Annotated in this window: 25 protein-coding genes and 1 pseudogene; 7 read left to right on the top strand and 19 right to left on the bottom strand. The window is 71.8% G+C overall.

Annotated elements, in window-relative coordinates; all coding sequences use genetic code 11:
* The first annotated feature begins 1 nt into the window (after nucleotide 1).
* Entirely contained in the window at nucleotides 2–358 is a 357-nt protein-coding gene (locus tag ACWEK3_RS14635) for a 5-carboxymethyl-2-hydroxymuconate Delta-isomerase (RefSeq protein ID WP_450544955.1), read from the top strand.
* 18 nt (nucleotides 359–376) lie between these two features.
* Here the strand turns inward: ACWEK3_RS14635 and ACWEK3_RS14630 are convergent, their stop codons facing one another.
* The 3 genes from ACWEK3_RS14630 to ACWEK3_RS14620 form a co-directional block, all read right to left on the bottom strand.
* Complete coding sequence (locus ACWEK3_RS14630) at nucleotides 377–1,066, bottom strand: TetR/AcrR family transcriptional regulator (RefSeq protein WP_361409272.1); 690 nt, start codon at nucleotides 1,064–1,066, stop codon at nucleotides 377–379.
* A 97-nt stretch (nucleotides 1,067–1,163) separates the two neighbouring features.
* Nucleotides 1,164–3,086, bottom strand: coding sequence for a hypothetical protein (locus ACWEK3_RS14625; protein ID WP_453249796.1), 1,923 nt, complete (start codon nucleotides 3,084–3,086; stop codon nucleotides 1,164–1,166).
* A gap of 51 nt (nucleotides 3,087–3,137) precedes the next feature.
* Nucleotides 3,138–3,638, bottom strand: coding sequence for a tetratricopeptide repeat protein (locus ACWEK3_RS14620; RefSeq protein WP_453249795.1), 501 nt, complete (start codon nucleotides 3,636–3,638; stop codon nucleotides 3,138–3,140).
* 157 nt (nucleotides 3,639–3,795) lie between these two features.
* Between ACWEK3_RS14620 and ACWEK3_RS14615 the strand changes: the two genes are divergently transcribed.
* A complete protein-coding gene (locus ACWEK3_RS14615; RefSeq protein ID WP_450544949.1) occupies nucleotides 3,796–4,200 on the top strand; it encodes a hypothetical protein in 405 nt (134 codons plus the stop codon).
* Between the two features lie 129 nt (nucleotides 4,201–4,329).
* Here ACWEK3_RS14615 and ACWEK3_RS14610 read toward each other — a convergent pair whose 3' ends face one another.
* From ACWEK3_RS14610 to ACWEK3_RS14585, 6 genes are all read right to left on the bottom strand, one after another.
* Complete coding sequence (locus ACWEK3_RS14610; RefSeq protein WP_453249794.1) at nucleotides 4,330–5,913, bottom strand: DUF1996 domain-containing protein; 1,584 nt, start codon at nucleotides 5,911–5,913, stop codon at nucleotides 4,330–4,332.
* A 299-nt stretch (nucleotides 5,914–6,212) separates the two neighbouring features.
* Nucleotides 6,213–7,244 (bottom strand): NAD-dependent epimerase/dehydratase family protein, encoded by a 1,032-nt coding sequence (locus tag ACWEK3_RS14605; protein ID WP_453249793.1) that lies wholly within the window; start codon nucleotides 7,242–7,244, stop codon nucleotides 6,213–6,215.
* Between the two features lie 59 nt (nucleotides 7,245–7,303).
* The gene (locus ACWEK3_RS14600; RefSeq protein WP_453249792.1) at nucleotides 7,304–7,924 is read right to left on the bottom strand and encodes a winged helix-turn-helix domain-containing protein; all 621 of its coding nucleotides are present in this window, start codon (nucleotides 7,922–7,924) and stop codon (nucleotides 7,304–7,306) included.
* A gap of 356 nt (nucleotides 7,925–8,280) precedes the next feature.
* Nucleotides 8,281–9,318 carry a glutamine synthetase gene (gene glnII / locus ACWEK3_RS14595; RefSeq protein WP_376548108.1) on the bottom strand — a complete coding sequence of 346 codons (1,038 nt, stop codon included), beginning with the start codon at nucleotides 9,316–9,318 and terminating at the stop codon, nucleotides 8,281–8,283.
* A gap of 231 nt (nucleotides 9,319–9,549) precedes the next feature.
* The gene (locus ACWEK3_RS14590; RefSeq protein ID WP_453249791.1) at nucleotides 9,550–10,275 is read right to left on the bottom strand and encodes a hypothetical protein; all 726 of its coding nucleotides are present in this window, start codon (nucleotides 10,273–10,275) and stop codon (nucleotides 9,550–9,552) included.
* Nucleotides 10,276–10,415: 140 nt separating this feature from the next.
* Entirely contained in the window at nucleotides 10,416–10,778 is a 363-nt protein-coding gene (locus ACWEK3_RS14585) for an arsenate reductase family protein (RefSeq protein ID WP_453249790.1), read from the bottom strand.
* Nucleotides 10,779–11,030: 252 nt separating this feature from the next.
* On the opposite strand from ACWEK3_RS14585, the gene ACWEK3_RS14580 reads away from it, so the two are divergent.
* Nucleotides 11,031–11,345, top strand: a complete 315-nt coding sequence (locus tag ACWEK3_RS14580) for a hypothetical protein (RefSeq protein WP_141361526.1) — start codon at nucleotides 11,031–11,033, stop codon at nucleotides 11,343–11,345.
* A 58-nt stretch (nucleotides 11,346–11,403) separates the two neighbouring features.
* Here the strand turns inward: ACWEK3_RS14580 and ACWEK3_RS14575 are convergent, their stop codons facing one another.
* The 4 genes from ACWEK3_RS14575 to ACWEK3_RS14560 form a co-directional block, all read right to left on the bottom strand.
* On the bottom strand, nucleotides 11,404–12,588 hold the full coding sequence (locus ACWEK3_RS14575) for a winged helix DNA-binding domain-containing protein (RefSeq protein WP_450544484.1): 1,185 nt from the start codon (nucleotides 12,586–12,588) through the stop codon (nucleotides 11,404–11,406).
* A 120-nt stretch (nucleotides 12,589–12,708) separates the two neighbouring features.
* On the bottom strand, nucleotides 12,709–13,293 hold the full coding sequence (gene pspAB / locus ACWEK3_RS14570; RefSeq protein WP_361409307.1) for a PspA-associated protein PspAB: 585 nt from the start codon (nucleotides 13,291–13,293) through the stop codon (nucleotides 12,709–12,711).
* Nucleotides 13,294–13,295: 2 nt separating this feature from the next.
* Nucleotides 13,296–14,219 carry a zinc metalloprotease HtpX gene (gene htpX, locus ACWEK3_RS14565; RefSeq protein ID WP_390876463.1) on the bottom strand — a complete coding sequence of 308 codons (924 nt, stop codon included), beginning with the start codon at nucleotides 14,217–14,219 and terminating at the stop codon, nucleotides 13,296–13,298.
* A 188-nt stretch (nucleotides 14,220–14,407) separates the two neighbouring features.
* Entirely contained in the window at nucleotides 14,408–14,665 is a 258-nt protein-coding gene (locus tag ACWEK3_RS14560; protein WP_453249789.1) for an SCO2583/SCO2584 N-terminal domain-containing protein, read from the bottom strand.
* 372 nt (nucleotides 14,666–15,037) lie between these two features.
* On the opposite strand from ACWEK3_RS14560, the gene ACWEK3_RS14555 reads away from it, so the two are divergent.
* A complete protein-coding gene (locus tag ACWEK3_RS14555) occupies nucleotides 15,038–15,343 on the top strand; it encodes a hypothetical protein (RefSeq protein ID WP_450544479.1) in 306 nt (101 codons plus the stop codon).
* A 57-nt stretch (nucleotides 15,344–15,400) separates the two neighbouring features.
* Here ACWEK3_RS14555 and ACWEK3_RS14550 read toward each other — a convergent pair.
* Nucleotides 15,401–15,565, bottom strand: a pseudogene (locus ACWEK3_RS14550) (glycosyltransferase family 2 protein); the annotation flags it as partial.
* A gap of 111 nt (nucleotides 15,566–15,676) precedes the next feature.
* Here ACWEK3_RS14550 and ACWEK3_RS14545 point away from each other — a divergent pair.
* Nucleotides 15,677–16,885, top strand: coding sequence for a PP2C family protein-serine/threonine phosphatase (locus ACWEK3_RS14545; RefSeq protein WP_450544477.1), 1,209 nt, complete (start codon nucleotides 15,677–15,679; stop codon nucleotides 16,883–16,885).
* A gap of 107 nt (nucleotides 16,886–16,992) precedes the next feature.
* Here ACWEK3_RS14545 and glnA read toward each other — a convergent pair whose 3' ends face one another.
* Entirely contained in the window at nucleotides 16,993–18,402 is a 1,410-nt protein-coding gene (gene glnA / locus ACWEK3_RS14540; RefSeq protein WP_361409321.1) for a type I glutamate--ammonia ligase, read from the bottom strand.
* Between the two features lie 208 nt (nucleotides 18,403–18,610).
* On the opposite strand from glnA, the gene ACWEK3_RS14535 reads away from it, so the two are divergent.
* Complete coding sequence (locus ACWEK3_RS14535; RefSeq protein WP_361409324.1) at nucleotides 18,611–19,078, top strand: RDD family protein; 468 nt, start codon at nucleotides 18,611–18,613, stop codon at nucleotides 19,076–19,078.
* Between the two features lie 99 nt (nucleotides 19,079–19,177).
* On the opposite strand, the gene ACWEK3_RS14530 is transcribed toward ACWEK3_RS14535, so the two are convergent.
* From ACWEK3_RS14530 to lipB, 4 genes are all read right to left on the bottom strand, one after another.
* Nucleotides 19,178–19,879, bottom strand: a complete 702-nt coding sequence (locus ACWEK3_RS14530) for a DUF4191 domain-containing protein (RefSeq protein WP_450544472.1) — start codon at nucleotides 19,877–19,879, stop codon at nucleotides 19,178–19,180.
* Nucleotides 19,880–19,972: 93 nt separating this feature from the next.
* Complete coding sequence (locus tag ACWEK3_RS14525) at nucleotides 19,973–20,173, bottom strand: SCO2195 family GlnR-regulated protein (protein ID WP_141361545.1); 201 nt, start codon at nucleotides 20,171–20,173, stop codon at nucleotides 19,973–19,975.
* A 274-nt stretch (nucleotides 20,174–20,447) separates the two neighbouring features.
* Nucleotides 20,448–21,413, bottom strand: coding sequence for a lipoyl synthase (gene lipA / locus ACWEK3_RS14520; RefSeq protein ID WP_450544470.1), 966 nt, complete (start codon nucleotides 21,411–21,413; stop codon nucleotides 20,448–20,450).
* Between the two features lie 119 nt (nucleotides 21,414–21,532).
* Entirely contained in the window at nucleotides 21,533–22,330 is a 798-nt protein-coding gene (lipB, locus tag ACWEK3_RS14515; protein WP_450544468.1) for a lipoyl(octanoyl) transferase LipB, read from the bottom strand.
* Between the two features lie 244 nt (nucleotides 22,331–22,574).
* On the opposite strand from lipB, the gene ACWEK3_RS14510 reads away from it, so the two are divergent.
* Complete coding sequence (locus tag ACWEK3_RS14510; RefSeq protein WP_453249788.1) at nucleotides 22,575–24,065, top strand: regulator; 1,491 nt, start codon at nucleotides 22,575–22,577, stop codon at nucleotides 24,063–24,065.
* Nucleotides 24,066–24,662 lie beyond the last annotated feature (597 nt).

Genomic DNA, 24,662 nt, shown 5'->3' with positions numbered 1-24,662 from the left:
CATGCCGCAGATCACCGTCGACTACTCCGAGCGGCTGGCCGACGCCTTCGACCGGCGTGCCTTCGCGCGGGAGCTGCACGCCCGCACGGTCGAGATCGCGGCCGCCAAGCCTCCGGCGTGCAAGACGCAGTTCCGCCGGACCGAGGACACCGTCGTCGGTCCGGACACCGAGGGGCACGCGATCGTGCACGTCACCATCGGCTTGCTGGCCGGCCGCACCGACGAAACCAAGGCGCGGCTGACGGAGGCGGTCCTGGAGGCGCTGCGGCAGCATGTGAACCCGGTCGACGGCCTGGCGCTGCATGCGTCGGCCGAGGTGCGCGACCTCGACGCCTCGTACCGGAAGTTCGACGCCTAGCGCTGCCAGGAAGCGGCGTCAGGAGGCGAGAGCGACGAGCCGGCCGATCAGGTCCACGAAGGGGCCCTCGGCCGGCTCGTCCTTGAAGACCCGGCGCATGAGCGCGCCCATCTCCTCGTCGTGGGCGGCGCTGACCGCGACGAGCGCGCCGAAGTCGTGCACCAGCTGGAGCTCCAGCTCGGCGCGCGGGATGCGCCGGCCGTCCAGCCAGATCAGCGCCGTCGACTCCGCGAGCGAGATCCACGAGCGGACGACCAGCTCCAGCCGCGCGGGCGGCTCCTCGACCCCCAGGTGGGAAAGGATCTGGTCATACGCGGCCTGCCGGACGGAGTCGATGAGCGCGTTCGTCGTCGACGAGCCCACGGCCGGTCCGCCGCGCATCAGCGCCGAGAAACCGGGTCCGTGCTCGTCCACGAAGTCGAAGTACCGGCGCATCACCCGCAGCAGCCGCGCCCCCAGCGGGCCCTCGCGCGGCTCCGCGAACCGGCCCGCCAGATCGTCCGAGGCGCGCTTCAACGCGGCCTCGTACAGGCTGAGTTTGCCCGGGAAGTAGTGGTAGACCAGCGGGCGCGAGATGCCCGCCGCCGACGCTATCTCGTCGATGGAGACCTCGTCGGGCGAGCGGCGGCTGAACAGTTCGAGGGCGACGCCGATCAACTGCTGCCGTCGTTCCTCGACTCCCATCCTGCGGCGAACCCCGGTAGTCATGCGAACACCTTACCGATCGATTCCAGCCCCGAACGGACCGGAGAGGACCGACCGCGGTGTTCGACCTCGGGGCGTCACACCCTCCCACGCCGGCCGGTCACTTCTGGCGCAACACGTCGACGGACCTGCCGTCGTCCAGCTTCCCCTTCAGGTCGGCCTGGGCGCCCTGCCGGGTCCGTACGGCGAGCAAGTGGCCCTGGGAGGAGGCGCTGACCCCGCCCGTGGCGCTGATCGAGGCGGTGTCCCGGCCGCCGGCGGCGAGCAGGTACCAGGTGCCGGCCTCCGACTTCCACAGCACCCCGGCCAGCACGTGCGGATCGCGGGCGCCGCACGCGGGCACGTTCTCTGCCTTGGCCGCGACCGCCGCGTACTTCCCGCCGGGGGTGTGGAACTGGGCGAGCACGCGGGGCCCGTCGCCCCGCCAGGTCTCGGCCCGGGTGCACACCCACGCGGCCGTGCCGGTCGCGTCGGGCAGCGGCTGCTCGGCGTACTGCCAGGCGTTGACCGACCGGACGCCTTGCGCGCGCACGGAAGCCAGTGAGCAGGCCAGCGGCGCCCAGGCGCGCAGCCCCGCCGCACCGGACGCCTCCTGCGGGGCGTCCGGGCGGCCCGTGGTGAGGCGGGCGGGGGCCAGCTCGCCGAGGTCGGCCAGGACATGCGTGCCGGGTTCGCCGGTCAGCTGGAGCACGTTCCACGAGGTGCAGGCGCCGGACTGCTGGACCGGGCTGGCCAGCGGCCCGGTGACCCCGTCCGTGATGCCGAGGTCCATCGCCCCGGCGTCCGGCTTGAGCAGGTCCCGCTCGGCCGCCGCCTTCACCCAGGGCGCCGTCAGATAGCGGACGTTGCCGTCGGAGCGGCTGAGCACCACCGCGCTCGCCTCCGCGCCGGCGGCGCCGTCGACCCGGGCGAAGTCGAGGGCGGCCCCGGCCGCGGAGTCCTTCGGCTCGGCGTAGCGGGCGATGCGCAGACCGTCGTGGAAGATCACCACGCGCGCGTTGTCGACGTCGCCGGCGTAGAGCAGTTGCGGCGGTCCGGCGGGGCCGCCCGTGGCGGTGCCGGGGGTGGCCGAGACCCGTACGGACCCGCCCGGGCGGGCCCAGACGGCGAGGGCGCGGCGCAGGAGGGCCGTGTCGCCGGCCCGGTCGCCGCGGGCCGCCCATACGGAGAGGTCCAGCCGCGCGGAGGTCCGCCAGGCGGTGGGGGCGGCCCTGGTCAGCCTGCCCGGATCCAGGGCGGCCTCGGCGGACGGGTTCTGCGCGTAGGCGGGCGCGGCGGCGCCGTCGGGGCCCCAGCCGCCGCCCGGCAGGGCGAACAGCGCCCCGCACACGGCGAGGGCCGCCGCCGCGGCGAGCGCGGCCTTGGCGTGCTGCCTGCGCCGCTTCAGGTCGGTGGGCCGGGCCTGCAACGAACAGGGGTCGAACTCGGAGGAGTCGAGGAGCGCGTACTGGGCAGGCAGGCGGTCGGCCTGGCGGAGCGCTGCGACCGGGTCGGCCACGCCCGCGGCCTTCAGTACGTCCCGGACGGCGTGGTCCGGGAGCCTTTCCAGGCCGCGCAGGACGTAGGCGGCACGGGCCGGCCCGGACAGGGTCGCCAGCTTCTGGTCCAGGGCGAGTTCGTCGGCGCCGCCGGTGTGCGGGAACAGGCGCAGGCCCCACACCAGGGGCATCATCGGCGGCAGTTGGGCGCGTCCGGGCCGGATCCGGCGCCTGAGCGGGCGGCCCGCCCCCAGGGCCGTGCGGATCACCTGGAGGCGGACGAAGGCGTAGCCAGGGTCGGACTCGCGGCCGGCCGACTGGGCCGGGATCACGGACGCCGAGGACCGGCCCCGCGGCAGCGCCCGCTGTGCCAGCGCGTGCGCGGTCAGCACGCGGCGGCCCCGCCCGAACCCGTGTGGCAGCACCAGATAGGCGAGCCGGACCAGACGCGGATAGTGCTCGACGAGCGCGGCCTCGGCCCGCTCGGCATCGATGACCGGCCCGGGGGAGGACTTGTGGCGCGGGGCGACATGCTGTGACTGCACGTCCAGGCAAACGAGCGAGCCGGTCCTTGGTCACATCGCCGCCCGGCGGTCTCAGCTCTCCGGTTGGACCAGCAGCCTGGCGTAGTTCGCCATCGAGTGCTGGTAGCGGGGCAGATGGGGCGCGAGGGCGCCGAGGACGAGGGACAGGCCCTCGCGGTCACGGCCCAGACTGGACAGGCACAGGGCCAGACACGCCCGGACGGCGTCGTCCAACTCGTCGGAAGATCCGTCCAGTTCGGGCGTGAGCAGCTTGACGCCCTCCTCCGGATGACCGATGTTCCGCAGCGAGCTGGCCAGTTGGATCCTGGTCCGGCGGCCCCGGTAGCCGCTCAGCCCGCGCGCCAGTGCCTCCCGGTAGAGCGGCACCGCGCGGTCCGAGTGGCCGGTGGAGTCCCAGGCGCAGGCCTGCTCGAACGGGCCGAGCGGGCTGCCGTCGGGCAGTTCGGCGACGAGCGCGTCGATCCGCGCCCGGAACGCGGGCGCCTCGTCCTCGGAGTAGTCGTCGAAGCGGGCCCAGGCGGCGGCCACGCGGTCTTCCCAGTCCTGGTTCACCGGCTCACGCTCGCACGCGTGTGCAGGTGGCGTCCACCCGATTGAGCGCTGTGCGCGCCGGAGCCGTATCGGAGGGCGGCCCCTGCCGGGGTCCGGTGCGGCATGCTTGTGGCTCGTGCCGCCGGGAACGGAGTGTCGGAAGCGACCGGAGGAACAGATGAGGGTGACCCGACCGATGCTCGCGGTGGCCGGTGCCGCGGCGGCACTGGTACTGACGGGGTGCGGCTCCGGTGACGGGGAGGCGGCGAAGGTGCCGCCGACGGCGACCGGCAGCCTGGAGAGCCTGGCCGCCGAGGTGAAGTGCGAGCCGGACATGCAGACCGACGCCGACACCATCCGGCAGGCGATCTGCACCAACTCCACTGGCAAGTTCGTCCTCGCCACCTTCGCCACCGACCGCGGCCAGCGGGAGTGGATCGACGACGCGAAGGACTACGGCGGCTCCTACCTCGTCGGCCGCAAGTGGGTCGCCGTCGGCGACAGCGGCGTGGTCACCGTGCTTCGCTCCACCCTCGGCGGTGACGTGGAGACCGGCACCGACCACAGCGCCCACGGCGGCTGAGCCGCCGCCACCCTCAACTCACGGGCACACGGGCTCAGGGGCCCACGGCTTCACGGCGAAGGCCGGCGGCGGGATCTCCCGCCGCCGGCCTTCCTCAACGGATCACCAAGGGGTCACCGGTTCAGTGCGTCACTTGCAGTTCCGGCCCGAGTTGACGCAATTGGCGATCTTGTTCGCCAGGCCACCGGTCGTGATGTTGATGAAGTCGTCGTGGTCGGTGGCCGCCTTGTGCAGCTGCTCCGGGAAGCCGTCGACCGCGTAGGCGTTCTTCACCACGCCGTTCTCGATGGCCGGCTGCGGCGCGTCGTAGACCAGGCGCATCGTCAGCTGCGGGATGGCCTTGAACCCGCCGGGGCAGTTGCCGCGCTCGTCGGCGAAGGCCACGTGCGTACGGTGGTTGGCGCTGTCGATGTTCTGCCCGTCCCAGCAGCTCTGGAAGGCGAACGTGCGGACCATCTGGCTGCCCTGCGGGCAGATCGGGTACTGCTCCGTCAGCTGGACCTTGTTCTCGAAGCCGGTGCAGCTCCAGTGCGCGTTGGCGTTGGCCAGACCGTTGGTCGTGGTCTTGGCGTCACCGGTGATGATGCGCAGGAACTGCGGCATGGCGACGACCTTGCCGGTCGGGCTGCCGACGTACTTGATCTGCGCCTGGACGGGCTTCAGGATCCGGCCGACGTTGCCTTCCCTGCCACCGCCGTCCGCGTCCTGGTCGAAGTCCTGCGTGCCGTCCTGGACCCGGACCACCGGCCAGTAGTACGACGACAGGTCGTTCTTGTTCTGGCAGCTGGTGCCGCCCTGGAGGAACGTGTCGTTGCTCGCGAACGCGTCGATCTTCTGGTTGCCGACGTAGTCGTGCAGGTGGTGGGCGCCGTTGGCCACACCGGGCGCCACGATCACGTTGTCGGTGTTGTGGTTGCCGTTGGCGTTCACACCGCAGCGCGTGGTGAAGGAGCCGGTCGAGGCGTTGCGGTTCTTGCGGGGCTTGGCCGGGACGTTGGGCTGGACCGTGGTGATGTCCACGAAGTCCGCCGCGACCGGGCCGTTTCCGGCCTGACCGCCGACGCCCTGCTGCCCGTCGTCGCCCGGCTGGCCGCCGTCGTTCTGGCCGCCGTCGTTCTGGCCACCATCGTTCTGACCGCCGTTGTCGCCCGGCTGCCCGGTGTCCTGGCCGGTGTCGCCCGGCTGCCCGTTGTCCTGGCCGGGCTCACCGCCGCCCGCGTCCGTCTGGTTCTGCTCGACGGGGGTGCCGGTGCAGGGTGCGAGATTGTCCAGGTCGCCCGGGGTGTTGCCACCGGCCCGGTTGATCTCCAGCTTGATCCGGTCGAGGATCACCTTCCGCCGGTCCTTCAGCGGGCCCAGGATGGCGTTCTGGACGAAACTCGCGTCCCTCGCCTGCGCGTCGCGCGTGGTGGCCAGCCTCTGGTAGGCCTCGGTGATCTGCTGGTCGAGCGTGGCGAGTTCGCCGTCGACCTCCCCACGGGCCCGCTCCGGCACGGCGGTCAGCTTCTGGCCGACGTCCGGGCACGAGATCGTCGCGACCTGTGCGTTGACGGCCTTCGTCCGGTTGCCTCCCCACGCGTCGTTCTTCGACTCGTGCGCGGATGCGTAGTAGTTCGCCCAGACAAGCCCGCCCCCACCGAGCGCTAGGGCCGCCGCCCCGGCTATGGCCTTGGTGGCCAGCGGCATTCGGCGTTTGCGTGTGTTGCGTCCCATCAGTCTCCTAGCGAGGTGTTGATTTGTCCGTTGCCCCGCAAGGGGTCGGTTCGGGCTGGACCGCAGTCCTCGGGCTGGAAGCCCGCTGCTTCAGCGGTGGGTGGAGTCACGGTGCTCCTCTGACTTCGTTGAGGAGCACCCCCTTACGGGCGTTGAAGCGCCCAACAGAATCGGAGCGGCTCCCTCTCAATACGGGAGCCGCCCCGATCGTGTTCAGCCGACCCACGAATTGATGTGCGCTCCGTGCGTCACTCGGGCCGCAACTACCCCATTTCCGCGGATAGTTGCGGCCGCACCGGTTAAAACTTCGGGCCGCCTTGAGGCCGAGGATCTTCGCCCTGGAGCCCGAGCACCTTCGCCTCCAGGGCGGGATCCACGCCCACCGGAGGCCGGTCCGGCCGCTGGGGCGCCGTACCGCCCAGGCCCTGGAGCCAGGTCCAGGTGTCCGCGACCGTCTCGTCCACGGGACGGCAGCGCAGACCGGTCGCGAGGGCCCGGCCGACATCGGCACCGTGCAGCGCGTCGTGGCCCTCGCTGTCCGGTGGCATCCACACCGGCAGCTCCGTCCAGGGTTCGATGCCCGCGGCGAGGATCGTCTCCGGATCGGTCCAGCGCAGTTCGGCGTCCGCGCCGGTGGCCCGTACACAGGCCTCCAGCAGCTCGCCCATCGTCGCGTGCCCCCGCGGGCTGATCATGTTGTACGGCCCGCTCAGCTCCCCTTCCACCGCGCCGAGGATCCACGCGGCGAGATCGCGGACGTCGATGTACTGAAGGGGCAGGTCCCGCGGACCGGGCGCCAGCACGGGGCCGCCGCGCGCGATCCGGTTCAGCCACCACGGCAGCCGCCCGATGTTCTCGTGCGGCCCGAGGATCAGCCCGGCCCGTACGAGCACCGAGCGGTCCGCCCCGAAGGCCTCCACCGCGGCCAGTTCGGCGCCCAGCTTGTCCTGCGGGTAGTCCGTCTGCTCGGCACCGGCGTCGGCGCCCTCGACCAGCGGCGCCGCCTCGGTGTAGCCGGCTGGCGGGGCCCAGGCGTACACCGAGCAGGTCGACACGTACACATACCGGCCGGCGCGGTCCCGCAGCAGTCGCGCCGCGTCCCGGACCGCGCGGGGCGCGGCCGACCAGGTGTCGACGACCGCGTCCCACGCGCCGTCCGTCAGGGCCGCCAGCCCGTCGGGCGCGGTGCGGTCGCCGAGCAGCGACCGCACCCCGGGAACGGGCGCGTGCCGCCCCCGGTTCAGGACCGTCACATCCCAGCCGCGCCCGGCCGCCGCCTCGGCGACGGCCCGCCCCGCGAACTCCGTACCACCCAGCACCAGAAGTCTCATACCGGTGACTGTGCCCGTCAGGGCCGTGGCAGGGAACCGGGTTCTGCCCTCGGCAGAGATCAACGCCCCGTCGGCGGAGCGTACTTGTAGCCTACGCGGCGTACGGTCTGGATCGTCCGGCGGTGTTCGGCGCCCAGCTTGCGGCGCAGCCGGGCGATGTGGACGTCGACGGTGCGGCCGTCGCCCACGTGGCCGTAGCCCCAGACCGTGGTGACCAGCTGGTCGCGGGTGTGCACCCGGTGCGGGTGGGCCACGAGATGGGAGAGCAGCTCGAACTCCAGGTAGGTGAGGTCGAGTTCACGCCCGTCCACCTCCGCGATCCGCCGTACGGAGTCGATGCGGACGAGCGCGTCGCAGGTACCGGGCGCGGTGTCGGTGGCCGTCCCGGCCTCCGGGTGGTCCGGCACCGCCACCGGCAGGTACGGCGGCTGCTGGTCGGCGGGCACGAGCACCAGGTAGCCGACCATCGGGGGCCGGCCCGGCAGCCTGGGCAGGGCGTGCTGCGGAGCCGGCAGCCAGGTGGCGCCGGGCGGCAGGAGATCGGCGATCTCCACGACCTCGTCCCGGTCCACGGCCCGCAGCCGGTGCCGTGCGGAAGCGGGGGAGCGGGAGGAAGAGGGGGAGCGGGAGGAGGCGGAGGCGGGAAGGGCGGTGTCGGTCAGAGAACGGGTGGTCGCCATGACAGGTCAGCTCTTTCGCGGGAGAGGTTCGCCGGGGGACCGACGGCCGCGAGTTCGTGGTCGGGCGCGTCGGGGACGTACGTCGTTCCGCGCTGGCCGGAGGCCGGGGTGTACGGCTTTACCGGGCCCGCGCGCTCGGCGCGCGGCAACAGAGCCGGTCGAAGTCGTGGTGCTGACGGGAGGGCCAGAACGGCTCCAGGTCGTCGCGACTCGTCGCGACGCACTTCCGGAAGCCGACCATGCCCCCATTGAAGCAGACCCCATGTCCGGACAGGACCCTCTTCCCGCCGCTTCTCACTGCGCGGACACCTCCCCGCCGGGAAGCCGGCGCCCGGCGGCCGCGCCACCCGTTCGGATCAGACCTGCCCGGCCTTCTCCAGGGCGGTGCAGCAGGTGTCGATCAGCAGGCGCGTGACGACGTACGGGTCGACGTTGGCGTTCGGCCGGCGGTCCTCGATGTAGCCCTTGCCGTCCCGCTCGACCTGCCACGGGATGCGGACCGAGGCGCCGCGGTCGCCGACGCCGTAGGAGTACGCGTCCCACGGGGCGGTCTCGTGCAGGCCGGTGAGGCGGTCGTCGATCCCGGCCCCGTAGTTCTTGACGTGATCCATCGGCCTGGAGCCCTCGCCGAGCGCCTCGCACGCGGTGATGATCGCGGCGTAGCCCTCGGGGCCCTCGCGCATCGCCCTGGTGGAGAAGTTGGTGTGGGCGCCGGCGCCGTTCCAGTCGCCCTTGACCGGCTTGGGGTCGAGGGTGGCGGAGATGCCGTGGCCCTCGGCGGTGCGGTAGAGCAGCCAGCGGGCCACCCACAACTGGTCGGCGACCTGGAGCGGGGACAGCGGGCCGACCTGGAACTCCCACTGGCCCGGCATGACCTCGGCGTTGATGCCGGAGATGCCGAGCCCCGCCGTCAGGCAGTTGTCCAGGTGCTCCTCGACGATCTCCCGGCCGAAGATCTCGTCGGCGCCGACACCGCAGTAGTAGCCGCCCTGCGGGGCCGGGAAGCCGCCCTCGGGGAAGCCGAGCGGGCGGGAGCCGTCGAAGAAGGTGTACTCCTGCTCGATGCCGAAGACCGGCTCCTGCGCGGCGAACCGCTCCGCGGCCTCGGCCAGCGCGGTCCGCGTGTTGGACGGGTGCGGGGCGAGCGTGATGTCAAGGACCTCGCACAGCACGAGGATGTCGTCGCCGCCGCGGATCGGGTCCGGGCAGGAGAAGACCGGCCGCAGGACGCAGTCGGAGGTGCGTCCCTCGGCCTGGTTGGTGGAGGACCCGTCGAAGCCCCAGAGCGGCAGTTCGGCGCCCTTGGCGTCGTCGCCGAGGATCTTCGTCTTGGAACGCAGCTTGGCCGTCGGCTCGGTGCCGTCGATCCAGATGTACTCAGCCTTGAAGGTCACGGGCCACATCCTCCGGGGTCTCACTCGCGCGCGCTCACGGGCGGCGCGGCGCCGCGGCACGGTGCGCCGCGGCGGCTGTTCAGCAGCCTGTCAACGGGCGGTTTCCCGGCCGTTGCCCGAATGTGAACCCCGTGTTACCCGGCGCCGTTGTGGCGCGGTTCACGCGGTACGGGTGAGGGCCTGTCTGCTCCCGGCCAGGAGCAGACAGGCCCTCACCCATGGGGGTCGGCGTCAGCCCACCTTCTCGATCACCGCGCGCCGGATCAGGAACTTGCCCGGCTCCCGGACCTCCTCGAAGGCCGCGTCGTTGAGCAGGACGCAACTGCCGGAGACGGACGTGACCTTCACTGTGGTGGACTTGTTGTTGTCCAGGTTGGTGACCTTCAGCGTGGTGCCCGCCGGGAACTGGTTGCTGGACGCGGCCGGTGCGCCGCCCTCGCCGGAGAGCGTCACGGTGGAGCCCTGGCAGACCTGCTGGCCGGACGCCGCGACGCCGCCGCCGGCGTTCCCGGCCGCACCGTCTTGCTGACCGGCCTGCTGCCCGTTCCGCTGAGCGGCCTGCCGGCCCGCCTCCTGCCCGTTCTGCCGGCCCGCCTGCTGGCCGTTCTGCGCCTGCTGCCCGGCCTGGGAGTCCTGAGCCGACTCCCCCACCGTGCACCCGGACGCGGCCTGCTTGCGCTTGATCTCCTCGATGACCGCCTCCCGGTTGGCGATCCGCGCCTCGGACAGCGCGTCCGGGGCGGCCCGCTGGCCGTCGATGAACTTCTGGTTGTTGCCGAGGGCGGTGGCGAGCCCCTGACAGACCGTCGAGTCCGCGGCGGACAGGGTTCGCGGGGCCTCCGGCTGCGCGGCGTTGGACGTGGCGGCGAGGGCGAAGGCCCCGCCGCCCGCCACCGCCGCGGCCGTGACCAGCAGCGCGACCTTCTTCTTCGTGCTGACAGTGCGCCTACGCGACATGCGCGCCTCCTGAAGGGGTGGGGGAGCGTACGCCGCTAGGTACGAGATGCCGAACGAGGTTACTCAGCGGTTGCGGAACCAGTTGAAGTGACCTGTGTCACTTGAGAGTTGGTGAAGCGGCGCGCCGGGGCACGCGGCGCTCACCCGCGTCCGAGGGCGTCCCGTACCGCTTCCTCGGTCCGGGCCACGACCGCCGTGCCGTCGTCGGCCGTGATGATCGGACGCTGGATCAGCTTCGGGTGCTCCGCCAGCGCCGCGATCCAGCGCTCGCGCGCCCCGGCGTCCCGCGGCCAGTCCTTCAGCCTGAGTTCCTTGGCGGCGGCCTCCTGCGTCCGCGTGATGTCCCACGGCTCGAGCCCCAGCCGTCCGAGCACGTCCCGGATCTCCTGCGCGGTCGGTACGTCCTCCAGATAGCGGCGCACGGTGTACTCGGCACCCTCGGCATCGAGCAGCCCGACGGCACTGCGGCACTTCGAGCAGGCCGGATTGATCCAGATCTCCATGCGGCCACGGTACGCGAAGGACCCGAGGACCCAAGGACCCCAGGACTCCGGGACCCGAGGACCCACGGGAAACGGATGCGGGAAACCGCCGCGGAAAACCCGTGGAAACCCGTCTCCCGCCTGCGTCACTCCAGCCCCGAAAGCCCTTGTGGCCAGGGGGTTTTGTCAGTGCCGCGCAGTAGAATTGAAGCAGTGTTCGAGAGCGTCGCCGGGGTCCCTTCGCGGCGCTCCCACCGCGACAGGAGGATGCCTGTGGCCGCTGCCGCACTGAAGCCGAAGCCGTTGCCGACCCAGTCCACCGCGAAGCGTCCCGTCCTGCTCGACCTCCCCTACGAACCCGTGGCGAAGCGGCCGTTGCCGCCGGGGCGTCCGCGTGAGTGGTACGTCATCCACAACCGCCGTCTGAAGGCGATGCGGCTCGCCATCGCCCTGCTCGACTCGGGCGTCTACATGCCGCACCAGGCCCGCGACGAGACGATCCGCTCCATCGCCGAACTCATCGGCGTGCACCCGCCGTCGAACACGACGTGCCACATGGTGCGGGCGCTGATGCGGTACTCGCGCTGACCCCGTGGGGCCGGGCACCCCGCGCCCGCGGGGTGCCCGGCCCCACCCACGCCACGGCCTACGCCGCCAGCTCCTTCTCCAGCGGTGTGCGGAAGCGCGGTGTAACCCGTGTCGGGCCGAGCCGGTCTCCCAGCTCCCGCGCCTGCCGGGCGATCTCCGCCTCCGCCTCCGCGCCCACCCCTTCCCGGTCCAGGATCCGCCAGACGATCTCGCCGTCGGGGCGCTGGGCCCAGGCTCCGACGACCCGGCCGTTCCACCACACCGTCGGGCCGACGTTGCCGCTGCCGTCGAACAGGGCCGGCCGCAGCCCGGGTGCGAGGTACCAGTCCCGCTGCTGCCAGCCCATCGCCGTGGGGTCGAGACCGGGCAGCAGGGCCGCCCACGGTTCGGCCGGGCCGGCCACCGGGGCGACGTCGTCCTCGGTGACGTACGCCGTGCCCTCGTCCACCCTCACCTCGCGCGCCCCCGCCGCGGCCAGCGCCCGCCGCACGTCCGTCACCCGCCATCCCGTCCACCACTTCAGGTCGGCCTCGGTCGCCGGGCCGCAGGCCGCGAGCCAGCGGCGCAGCAGGTCGCGCTGGGCGCCGGCGACGTCCAGCTCGGGATGCTCGGGCGCGAGCGCCCAGCGGAACTGCGTGGAGGTCCAGGAGCCGAGCGGCCGGCCCCGGACCACCTTGCCCTCCACGCCCAGGACGCGCAGCAGCCGCGAGGAGACCGTGTGCACGCCCTCGTAGCTCTTCCCGGCCGCGTACGCGAACTGCTCCCGCAGCCGCGGCTCGTCCTGGGCGAGTTCGGTGGCCGTGGCCTGCCCGCGGCGGGCCAGCGCGGCCAGGGCCGACTCCTCGACCTCCTTCAGCCAGGCCGCGTCCGGCGCGCCCGCCTTCGCCATGTCCTTGATCAGGGCGGCGCGGGCGCGGGCGGCGACGGCGATGCCGGTCGAGGCGTGGACGACGGCGGTCAGCTCCGCCGGGAAGACGAAGACGGTGTGCCGCATGCCGTGCATCCGCACCAGTGTGCGGTCCTCGTACAGCGCGCGTTCGGTCTGCGGCACCGTCCCGGCGGGTTCCGCCAGGCGGGCGCCGACGCCCAGGTACACCGTCGCCGGGTCCGTTCCGTGCAGTGCCACCAGCGCCCGGGCGACCTCCTCCGGCGTCCCCGCCCGCGTCCCGGCGGCCAGCCGGTGCCGCAGGGCCAGCCTGGCCCGCCGCTCCGCCACGTCGATGTACCGGGGCTCCCCGCCCATGAGACCTCCGCCCGTAGTAGTGCCTGACGGCATCCTGCCCGACACCACTGACACCGGGCCCTCGTGCTGAGGAGTTCCGCAGGGCCCGAGGGGTCCCGCGGGATCGCTCACGGACCTCGCTCACAGGCCGGGGGCGCCCCACACCGGGAACCAGCGGCTCAGGTCCGGCTCGATGCGCAGATCGTCGGCCAGGGTCGCCTTCACCCGGAGTTCCAGCGGGTTGTCGCGCCGCTGCGCCTGGCCGGCCAGCGGCGCGAACGGGTAGAAGGTGCCCCGCTTGTACAGGTACACCAGCGCCAGCCGCCGGTCGGCGTCGTCCTGGAAACCGGCCAGGGAGCACAGAAGCTGGGGGCCGAAGCCGTTGACCTCCATCGCGCTGTTCACCGCGTGCAGGTCGTTGACCAGCTCGGGCAGCTGGTCGGGGGTGCGGCGGGAGACCAGCCAGGAGTAGCCGTAGGAGTCCTGGGACAGCTCCACGGGCGGCCCTCCGCGCTCGGCGTCGGCGTCCAGCAGGGCCTGGACCTCGCGGTGCGTCTGCTCGAAGGCGGCACCCTCGACCGTGGCGAAGCACACCGCGCCCTGCCCGGTCGGGGTGAAGCCGGCCGCCGCCTGAAGGGTGATGGCCGCCGACGGCAGCGCGAACAGCTGGTCCAGGTCGGGCAGGGCGGGTTTGGTACGGCCGAGCAGAATGTCCAGGAGCCCCATCCTCAGCCCGCCTTCCCCGGCGTCGCGGCCTCGCCCAGCTCGGTGGAGATCTGCGCCAGCTGCTCCAGCCGCCGCTCCAGGCTCGGGTGGGTGGAGAACAGCCGGGAGATGCCGGGCTCGGAGCCCAGCGCCGGCGTGAAGTAGAAGGCGTTGAAGGCCTGTGCGGTGCGCAGGTCCTCGGACGGGATCCGCCCGATGTCACCGGTCACCTTGGTGAGCGCGGCGGCGAGCGCCGAGGGCCGGCCGGTCAGCAGCGCCGCCGCGCGGTCCGCGGCCAGCTCCCGGTACCGCGACAGCGCCCGGATCAGCAGGAAGCTGATCGCGTACACGGCCGCCGAGACGCCCATCACCATGGCGAACAGGGCGAGTGTGTTCTGGTCCTTGCGCCCGCGCCCGCCGAAGAGCTCCGAGTAGAAGGCGAACCGTACGACCAGGCCCGCGACCACCCCGAGGAACGAGGCCACCGTGATCACGGCGACGTCCTTGTGCGCCACGTGCGACAGCTCGTGCGCGAGAACGCCCTCCAGCTCGGCCGGTTCCAGCCGCCGCAGCAGTCCCGTGGTCACGCACACCACGGCGTTGTCCGGGTTCCGCCCGGTCGCGAACGCGTTCGGCATGTCCATGCTGGACACGGCGACGGTCGGCTTGGGCATGTCCGCCATGGCGCACAGCCGGTCGACCACCGCGTGCAGCTCGGGATACTCCTCCCGCTCCACCACCCGGCCGTGCATCGCGAACAGGGCGATCCGGTCGGAGAACCAGTACTGGGCGGCGAGCACGCCGGCCGCGATCACCACGACCAGCACCCAGGACTTCAGCAACACGATCAGCACGGCCACGAACGCCACGTACAGCAGCCCGAGCAGGAACAGCGTGACCCCCATGCGCACGGTCAGCCGTCGGTCGCTCCGGAAGCGGCTCTGCATCTTGCATCACCCCGCAGTCAAGGCACTCGTCCCGCCATCCAGTGTGCACCTGGGGATGCCCATGAAGCGGTCCTGATCGGCTCCAGGAGGAGCAAAAGCCGCCTGTGAGTGCAGGTGCGCGCGGGGTGAGCGCGAGCGGCCTCCCCGGCCCCGGAAGACTCGGAGGCCCCTCAGAAGACTTGGAGGACTCAGAGGCGGCCGTGCGTCTGCGCGTACCCGAGCAGCACGATCACCGCGGCGACGCAGCCGAGGACCACGACCGTGGATATCCACGAGGAGCGGCGCGGTGCGACCGGGTCCGGGTCGGCGCGAAACGGGACCGGCCCCGGCGGATCGTGCTTCCACCGCGCGGCGAGCATACGGGCACGGGCGGACGGCTCCTTGTGCTCGGCGGCGCGCGCCCACCGATGATCGAACTCCCGCTCGAGGTCGTCGTTCTCGGTCATCCCCGTTACCTCTCCGGTCCTTATCCGTGCTTGATACCGACGAGGAATCATCCCCTGACTGCGGGAGTGCTGTGAAGCGATCGTCACTGTGAGGCGATCGCTCGAGATGCTGTGTGCTCACCGGGAGGCTAGCCTCTATGGGTGAGGGCGGCGGTCCGGGAACAGGCCCGGCGTCGACCGAAGACCCTGCTCACGGGGCTGACAGCGCGACCGCGCGAGCCCCCCGCCTGTACTCGCGCCAACTCCTACGACCGCGCCGCCGAACCCTTTCCGGCTGCGGCCGCGGCCCTTCTTCTCGTGCCCGAAAACGCACGAGGGGGTGGAAAGGAAGGTATTTCCATGAAAGCACAGCGTGCAAGGCGTCTCCTCACAATGTCCGCAGTCGGTGTTCTGATGGCGGCCGGCACCGCCCTCGGCGCGGCGGGCACGGCCTCGGCAGCGACCCCGGCTACGACTCCGGCCCATCTCTCCACCGTCTCCACCAGCGTCAACCACGGTGGCGGTTGGGGTTGCGGTCGGTGGTCCCGCTGGTGCGGCGGCGGTTTCGGCCGCGGCGGCTTCTTCGGCCCCGGCTACGGCGGCTTCGGGGGCTACGGCGGCTACGGCTTCGGCGGCTACGGCTTCGGCGGCTACGGGTACGGCTTCGGCGGCGGCCCGGTGGTGGTCGTGGTCCGCTGACGGACAACACGGCCAAGGGCCGCCCCCCGGTACCCGGGGGGCGGCCCTCACCATGAGGCCTGCCGATCGCCCCGGCCACTTCCGGTGGAGGAGTCCCGTCTCCGCGTGGAACCGACCGCGGCTGACGGCGTTCAGGGCGAGCAGGAGACCCGTGCCGCCCAGCGTGAGTACCAGGTCACGTCGCGTGCAGAGCGTGGCCGGGTGGACCTGCGTGAGCGTGTCCTGGGTGGTACCCGTGGTGACACGGAGCAGCTCTCGCCGCGGGCACCTCGGGGGCGATCGTGCCTGACGCGAGAGAGGTCGGGATTGGTGTGAAACTGGGCGCGGAAGGTGGTGATCCCGGTGTCGGACCCACCGCATGCGTCCGCCGGTCCCGACGTCGCCGTCGACGAGCGTCGGCTGGAAGAGCTGATCATCGAGGCGCAGACGGCCCTGCCGTTCGAGCTTTCCGCTCTGGCGAACCGGTGCGCCTCAGTCCTCGGCCTGGACACCGCGCTGATCTACCTCGTCGACCTGCAGCAACGGCTGCTCATCCCACTCGACGAGGCCTTGGAGCCGCTACCGGTGACCGACTCGCCGGCCGGCTGGGCGTACCGCACCATCTCCCCGCAGGTGGCCGACGCCGACAACGGCGTGATCGTATGGATGCCTCTGGTGGACGGCGCGGAGCGGCTGGGCGTGCTGGCGGTGCGGACCGCCGCGCTCGACGGGGTGGGTATCCGCCGCAGCCGGATGCTGGCCCATCTGTTCGCCATGCTGATCACTTCCAAGCGCGCCTACAGCGACTGGCTCGCCGCCCGCACTCGCACCGCGACCATGCGGTTGCCCACCGAGATGCTGCGGGCCTTCCTGCCACCCCGCACCATCGGCAGCAGCAGGTGCGTCTCGACCGCGGTCCTGGAACCGGCGTACGACATCGCCGGCGACGCCTTCGACCACTCGGTGGTCAAGAACGTGCTGCACACCATGATCCTCGACTCCATGGGCCACGATCTGGCCTCCGGCCTGACCACGTCGGTCGCCATGGCAGCGGCGCGGAACACCCGCCGCGGCGGTGGCGAACTGGCCGACGTCGTCGGCTCCGTCGACCAGGCGCTCGCCCGGTGGCTGCCCGACCATTTCTGCACCGGCGTGCTGTGCCGCCTCGACGCGGAAACCGGGGTGCTGCACTGGGTCAACTGCGGTCACCCGCCGCCGCTGCTGATCCGTGCCGAGCGGGTGCTCGACGGGGCGCTGGACAGCCCCCCGCAGCCCCCGCTCGGCCTCGCCGGCGAACTCGCCCCGACAGCCCGGCAGATACACCGGACGACACTGAAACCGGGCGACCACGTCCTGCTCTACACCGACGGCGTTGTGGAGGCACGCGACACGGATGGAGTGGAATTCGGCCTCGACCGGTTCACTGACTTCATCATCCGCTCCTCCGCCGCCGGCCAGCGCCCGCCCGAGGTACTACGGCTGCTCATCCACGCCATCCTCGATCACCAGCCCAACCAACTGAGGGACGACGCGACCATCCTGCTGTTCGAATGGCGCCCGTAGCACCGATAACAAGGCCGTCGGCCGTGCCTCTCCGAACGAGGAAGAGCACGGCCGACGGCCCACAGACGGCCCAGGGGAGCGGTTACCCGCTCTGACCCGGGGCGATATCACACGTCGAAGTACAGCTCGAACTCGTGCGGGTGCGGGCGCAGCTGGAGCGGGGCGATCTCGTTCGTGCGCTTGAAGTCGACCCACGTCTCGATCAGGTCGGACGTGAAGACGTCGCCCTGGAGCAGGAACTCGTGGTCGTCCTCCAGGGCGTGGAGTACGGCCTCCAGCGAGGTCGGGACCTGGGCGACGTTGGCGTGCTCCTCGGGGGCCAGCTCGTACAGGTCCTTGTCGATCGGCTCGGCCGGCTCGATCTTGTTCTTGATGCCGTCCAGGCCCGCGAGCAGCAGCGCCGAGAAGGCCAGGTACGGGTTGCCCGAGGAGTCCGGCGCGCGGAACTCCACGCGCTTGGCCTTCGGGTTGGAGCCGGTGATCGGGATGCGCATCGCGGCGGAGCGGTTGCGCTGCGAGTACACCAGGTTCACCGGGGCCTCGAAGCCCGGCACCAGGCGGTGGTACGAGTTCACCGTCGGGTTGGTGAAGGCGAGCAGCGCCGGGGCGTGCTTGAGGATGCCGCCGATGTAGTAGCGGGCGGTGTCCGACAGGCCCGCGTAGCCGGCCTCGTCGTAGAAGAGCGGCTCGCCGTTGCTCCACAGCGACTGGTGCACGTGCATGCCCGAGCCGTTGTCGCCGAAGATCGGCTTCGGCATGAAGGTCGCCGTCTTGCCGTTGCGCCAGGCGACGTTCTTCACGATGTACTTGAAGAGCTGGAGGTCGTCGGCGGCTGCGAGCAGCGTGTTGAACTTGTAGTTGATCTCGGCCTGGCCGGCGGTGCCCACCTCGTGGTGCTGGCGCTCCACCTTCAGACCGTTCTTCGCCAACTCCAGGGAGATCTCCGCGCGCAGGTCGGCGAAGTGGTCGACCGGCGGGACCGGGAAGTAGCCGCCCTTGTAGCGGACCTTGTAGCCGCGGTTGTCCTCCACCGCACCGGTGTTCCAGGCGCCCGCCTCGGAGTCGATGTGGTAGAAGGACTCGTTCTCGGCGGTCCGGAAGCGGACGTTGTCGAAGACGTAGAACTCCGCTTCGGGACCGAAGAACGCGGTGTCGGCGATCCCGGTGGACGCCAGGTACGCCTCGGCCTTCCTCGCCACGTTGCGCGGGTCACGGGAGTACTGCTCGCCCGTGATCGGGTCGTGGATGAAGAAGTTGATGTTGAGCGTCTTGTCCCGGCGGAACGGGTCCACACGCGCGGTGGACAGGTCGGCCCGCAGGGACATGTCGGACTCGTGGATGGCCTGGAAGCCACGGATCGAGGACCCGTCGAAAGCCTGCTCCTCGTCGGGGTCGAACGCCTCGGCGGGCAACGTGAAGTGCTGCATGACGCCCGGCAGGTCGCAGAAGCGGACGTCGATGAACTTGACGTCCTCGTCCGCGATGTACTGCTTGGCCTCGTCGGCGTTCTGGAACATCCAGCTCCTCCTACTCCCGACCGTCCCGCCGGGGTGGTAGATCGTTGTGCGGCCGGTGCGGTGGCACACGCTGGGCTCGACCCTAGGGAGGGGTGATTTCCCGGGCGTGACCCGTTTGTTTCGCTGAAGTTAACCGGCTCGGGTGGCGGTCGCGGTCGCGGACACCCCGCCGACCCCCCTGATTCCAGCGTCGCAGTACGGTGGTCGGGTGGACAACAGGCAAGCAATGGGATCATGGCTGTCCGGGCCGCGAGCGGCCATGGAGGACGCCGGCGCGGACTTCGGCTACCGGGGCCGGCAGCTGGGGCTGCCGGAGCAGGGGCCCGGCTCGATCGCCGGTCCGGGACGTCGGCTCGGCGCCCTGGCCTTCGACTGGGCGCTGTGCCTGTGGATCGCCTACGGCCTGATCACGCACGGCTACCACCAGGCCACCAGCAACTGGGCGCTGCTCCTCTTCCTGGCCCTCGGCATCCTCACCGTCGGCACCATCGGCTTCACGCCCGGAAAGCGCCTCTTCGGCCTGCGCGTCGTCGCCCTCGGCACCGGCCGTGTGCAGCCGCTGCGCGCCCTGCTGCGCACGGTCCTGCTCTGCCTGGCCGTTCCCGCCCTGATCTGGGACCGCGACGGCCGCGGTCTGCACGACCGGCTGGCAGGCACGGTGGAGGTGCGGATCTGACCGCGCGCTCGTACGGCGTGTGAGACGTCCCCACGACGACGGGGGCGCCCGGAGTGGTCTCCGGGCGCCCCCGTCGTCGTAGAAGGTGTCTGCGGGGGATCAGCGGGCCTTCGGGCCGCCCTTCGGCATCCGCATGCCCTTCGGCATCGGGCCCTTCGGCAGCGGCATGTTGCTCATCAGGTCGCCGAGGGCGCGCAGCCGGTCGTTGGTGGTGGTGACCTGCGGGCCGGTCAGCACGCGCGGGAACTTCAGCATGGTCGTGCGCAGCTTCTTCAGCGGGACCTCGCCGTCGCCGTTGCCGACGATCACGTCGTGCACCGGGACGTCCGCGACGATCCGGTTCATCTTCTTCTTCTCGGCGGCGAGCAGGGACTTCACCCGGTTCGGGTTGCCCTCGGCGACCAGCACGATGCCGGCCTTGCCGACCGCGCGGTGCACCACGTCCTGGCTGCGGTTCATGGCCACCGCCGGGGTGGTGGTCCAGCCGCGGCCCACGTTGTCCAGGACCGCCGCGGCGGCGCCCGGCTGGCCCTCCATCTGCCCGAACGCGGCGCGCTCGGCCCGGCGTCCGAAGATGATCGCCGTCGCGAGGAAGGCGAGCAGCAGGCCCAGGATGCCGGCGTAGTACGGGTGGCCGATCGCGAAGCCGATCCCGAGAAGGACACCGAAGGTGATGATGAAGACACCCGCGAGTACCAGACCGATCTTGCTGTCGGCCTTGCGGGTCATCTTGTAGGTCAGAGCGATCTGCTTCAGTCGCCCGGGGTTGGCAGCCTCGGCTGCGTTGTCCTTCCTCGCCATGCCACGAAGTCTACGTGGCTCTCGGAGCGGCCCACGACGGCAGTGCCCGTGCGGGCCCGGGGCGGCGGGCGGAAAGGAGCGGGGGAGCAGCGGTCAGGGGCCGACGGCGGGGAACTGGTCGAGGACGCGCTGCGCCTCGACGCGGTCCTTGGCCCGGCGCCGGTCCTCGAGGACGGAGTTCCAGGCGTTGCGGCGGGCGGTGCGCTGGCCGCTGCTCATGAGCAGGGACTCGACCGCACGCAGTGCGTCGGTGACGGACGGAATCGCGGTGGCGCGAACGTGCGCGGCCTGCATGGGAGGTCCCCCTCATGACGGCTCTTGGTGTACGGGCTGTGAGTCCAGGGTCACTGCTTGGTGTTACCAGGGCGTGACCGGCCGGTCAAACACCGATGAAGCCTCGCGGCCGCGGGCCGAAAGGCTGACACGGCCCTGACCGGGCCGCTCATCTGCGGCGACGGTCGGGACCGCGTCGTATCGGCCACTACCGGGCAGTAGGCTCTTGTGCCCGATTTCACACACTCTTTCCCCCGCTTGCGGGACAGGGGTGGTGACGGAGGGTCAGCCGTTGTCAGACCGCCTGGGCGGCGATGTAGGTGCCCCGCTTCTCGACGGCCATCTGGTACAGCCGCCCGGCGCGGTAGGAGGACCGTACCAGCGGACCCGACATCACGCCCGAGAAACCGATCTGCTCGGCTTCCTCCTTCAGCTCGACGAACTCCTGCGGCTTGACCCACCGCTCCACCGGGTGGTGGCGCACCGAGGGGCGCAGGTACTGGGTGATGGTGATCAGCTCGCAGCCCGCGTCGTGCAGCTGCTTGAGCGCCTCGACGACCTCCTCGCGGGTCTCGCCCATGCCGAGGATGAGGTTGGACTTGGTCACCAGGCCGAAGTCGCGGGCCTGGGTGATGACCTTCAGGGAGCGCTCGTAGCGGAAGCCGGGGCGGATCCGCTTGAAGATCCTCGGCACCGTCTCGACGTTGTGCGCGAAGACCTCGGGGCGCGAGTCGAAGACCTCGGCCAGCTGCTCGGGGACCGCGTTGAAGTCGGGGGCCAGCAGCTCGACCTTCGTACGGCCGCTCTCGCGGTCCGCCGTCTGCTGGTGGATCTGGCGCACGGTCTCGGCGTACAGCCAGGCGCCGCCGTCCTCCAGGTCGTCGCGGGCGACGCCGGTGATGGTGGCGTAGTTCAGGTCCATGGTGACCACGGACTCGCCCACGCGGCGCGGCTCGTCGCGGTCCAGGGCCTCGGGCTTGCCGGTGTCGATCTGGCAGAAGTCGCAGCGCCGGGTGCACTGGTCACCGCCGATGAGGAAGGTCGCCTCGCGGTCCTCCCAGCACTCGTAGATGTTCGGGCAGCCGGCTTCCTGGCAGACCGTGTGCAGGCCCTCGCTCTTCACGAGGTTCTGCATCTTCGTGTACTCGGGACCCATTTTCGCCCGGGTCTTGATCCACTCGGGCTTGCGCTCGATGGGGGTCTGGCTGTTGCGGACCTCCAGGCGCAGCATCTTGCGTCCGTCGGGTGCGACTGCGGACACGACCGGCTCCCTGTAGCTTCGATTCTTCGGCGCACACCAGGGTACGCCCGTGCTTGTTGCGCCCCGTCGGTGAGGCCAACCTGCGGGCCTGGGGGATCATTCCCCCGGGCGGGCCCCGGTCAGGCGGTGACCCTCTCGATCTCCCGCGGCTTCAGGTCCGCGTTCTCCAGGACGTCCCGCAGGTGCCGTTCGACGACCGGCAGCACCTCTTCGATCGTGACGTCCCGGCCGAGCTCGGCCGCCAGCGAGGCGACGCCGGCGTCCCGGATCCCGCACGGGATGATCTTGTCGAACCACTTGTTGTCCGGGTTCACGTTGAGCGCGAAGCCGTGCATCGTGACGCCCTTGGCGACCCGGATGCCGATGGCCGCGATCTTGCGGTCCTCGCGGCGCTGGCCGGCGTTGGAGGGCGCGTACTCCGGGCCGTTCAGGCGGGGGTCGAACTCCTCGTCGGCCAGGCGCGGGTCGAAGTCCAGGGACAGCCCGCCCAGGGCGGGCCGCTGCTCGACCGGGTCGCCGAGCACCCACACTCCGCTGCGACCCTCGACGCGGGTGGTCTCCAGGCCGAAGTCCGCGCAGGCGCGGATCAGCGCCTCCTCCAGGCGGCGCACGTGGGCCACCACGTCCACCGGGCGGGGCAGCTTCTGGATCGGGTAGCCGACCAGCTGGCCGGGACCGTGCCAGGTGATCTTGCCGCCGCGGTCCACGTCGATGACGGGCGTGCCGTCGAGCGGGCGCTCGCTGTCCTCGGTCCGCCGCCCGGCCGTGTAGACCGGGGGGTGCTCAAGGAGCAGCACGGTGTCGGGGACCTCGTCCGCGAACCGGGCCGCGTGCACCCGGCGCTGCTCGTCCCAGGCCTCGACGTAGTCAACGGCCTCGGCACCGAATCCCATGCGGACGAACCGCAGCTCACTCACGGCAAACGCCTCCCCGGAAGGTGGTAAGGCACGAAACGTGCCCACGTCACTGTACGTCCGGCCGGCAAGCGTCAGCCCCGCGGGCAATCCTCACACGATCGGATGAATGGTGGTCGAACTCTGCGGTCAGTTGCTCACTCTCCGCTACATTCGCGCCGTTCATGAGGCCATAAGGGCTGCTCACAGGCAATCCGGGCGCCACGCGGCCGCGTGGCTGCCCGAGAGGCAGGAGACCGCACCGCAGATGACGGAACGACCCGCGCAGCGCACTCCCAACCGCCAGCTCGCCGCGCTCATCGCAGAGGCGGGGTTCTCCAACGCGGGTCTGGCCCGTCGCGTCGACCAGCTCGGCCTCGAACACGGGCTGGACCTGAGATACGACAAGACGTCGGTCACCCGCTGGCTGCGCGGCCAGCAGCCGCGGGGCACCACGCCCGCCCTCATCGCGGAGGTCTTCACCCGGCGTCTGGGCCGCCGCCTGACCGCGCAGGACCTCGGCCTGGACGCCTGCGCCCCGGTGTACGCGGGGCTGGAGTTCGCCGCCACCCCGGAGGAGGCCGTCGACATCATCGGCGGGCTGTGGCGCAAGGACTGCGGCAGCCACGCCGAACTGCGCAGGATCGCCTTCACCCCGGCGGGTCTCGTCGTGCCCAGCCGGGACTGGCTGATCGGCCGGGCCGACGACAGGGTCGCCCGGGCGGAGGCACCGGCCACCCGGGTCCCCGCCCAGGGGCACCCGGACCGGCCCGCCCTCGTCGTGCCCGACCCCTCGGCGCCCGGCGTGCCACGGCAGCGCGGCCGGGCCGAACGGGGTCCGGCCGGGCGGGAGGCGGGCCTGAGGGTCACCGCCGGCGACATCGCCGCCCTGCGCTCGGTCGGCGAGCTGTTCCGCACCCTCGACGACCTGTACGGCGGCGGCCACGCCCGCCAGGCCCTCGTGCGCTACCTGGAGCACGAGTGCGAGCCGATGCTGCGCGGCACCTACGGCGAGCAGACCGGCCGCCGGCTCTTCGGGGCCGCCGCCGACCTGACCCGGCTGGCCGGCTGGACGTCGTACGACATCGCCGCGCACGGGCTCGCCCAGCGCTACTTCGTGCAGGCGCTGCGGCTCGCCCAGGCCGCCGGGGACCGGCCCTACGGCGCTTATGTGCTGGTCACCATGAGCCGGCAGGCCGTCTACCTCGGACACGGGCGGGAGGCCGTGCAGCTCGCACGGGTGGCCCAGCAGGGGCTCGGCGGCTCCGCCCCGCCCGCCGTGCAGGCGCTGCTGCACGCCGCCGAGGCGCGCGGGCACGGCGTGCTGGGCGAGGTGCGCGCCTGCACCGCGTCCCTGCTGCGCGCCGAGCGCTCCCTGGAGGCGGCCCGGCCCGGGGACGAGGTGCCCTCCTGGGCGCGCTTCGACGAGGCCCAGCTGGCCGATGAGTCCGGGCACTGCCACCGGGACCTCCAGCAGTACCGCGCCGCCGCGCAGCATGCCGAACGCGCCCTGCGGCTGCGCGCCCCGGCGCACGCCCGCAGCCGGCTGTTCTGCCGGGTGGTCCTGGCCACCGCCCGCCTCGGCCTCGGCGACCTGGACCAGGCCTGCCGCCTGGCCGCCGAGGCGGCGACCCAGGCCGCGGACATGCGTTCGGTCCGGGCGGTGGAGTACGTCAAGGACTTCGAACGCCGCCTGGAACCGTACAAGGACGCGACACCCGTACGCGGCTACCGGGACAGGGTGGCGGCGCTGGGCTGAGTCTCCGGGACGAGGTGGCGGCGCTGGGTTGAGCCCGGGGGCCAAGGTGGCGGCGTTGGGCTGAGTCCTGGGGTGTGGCAGTGACGTTGGGCTGAGTCCCGGGACGCGATGGCGGCGTTGGGTTCAGGCCCTGAGACAAGGGCAGCGGTGCCGGGCCGAGTCCCCAGGGCAGGGGGCGGTGTTGGGTTGAGCCCCTGGGACAAAGGTGGCGGCGTCGGGCCGAGTCCCCAGGACAAGGTGTCGGCGCCGGGCTGAGTCTCCGGGCAACGGTGGGGGCGCCGGGCCGAGTTCCGGGACGAGGGCGCGGTGTTGGGCCGAGTGTCCGGGACCAGGTGGCGGGGCTGGGTTGAGCCCCGGGGGCGTGGCGGCGGCGTTGGGGCGAGTACCAGGGACCAGGCGGCGGCGTTGGGCCGAGTCCCCGGAACGAGGTGTCGGCGCCGGGTTGAGTCTCCGGGCAACGGTGGGGGCGCCGGGCCGAGTTCCGGGACGAGGGCGCGGTGTTGGGCCGAGTGTCCGGGACCAGGTGGCGGGGCTGGGTTGAGCCCCGGGGGCGTGGCGGCGGCGTTGGGGCGAGTACCAGGGACCAGGCGGCGGCGT

It is taken from the genome of Streptomyces sp. NPDC004721, from assembly GCF_053601495.1.
The sequence above is the reverse complement of the archived record's forward strand: the minus strand, read 5'-3'. Positions and strand labels throughout refer to the sequence as shown.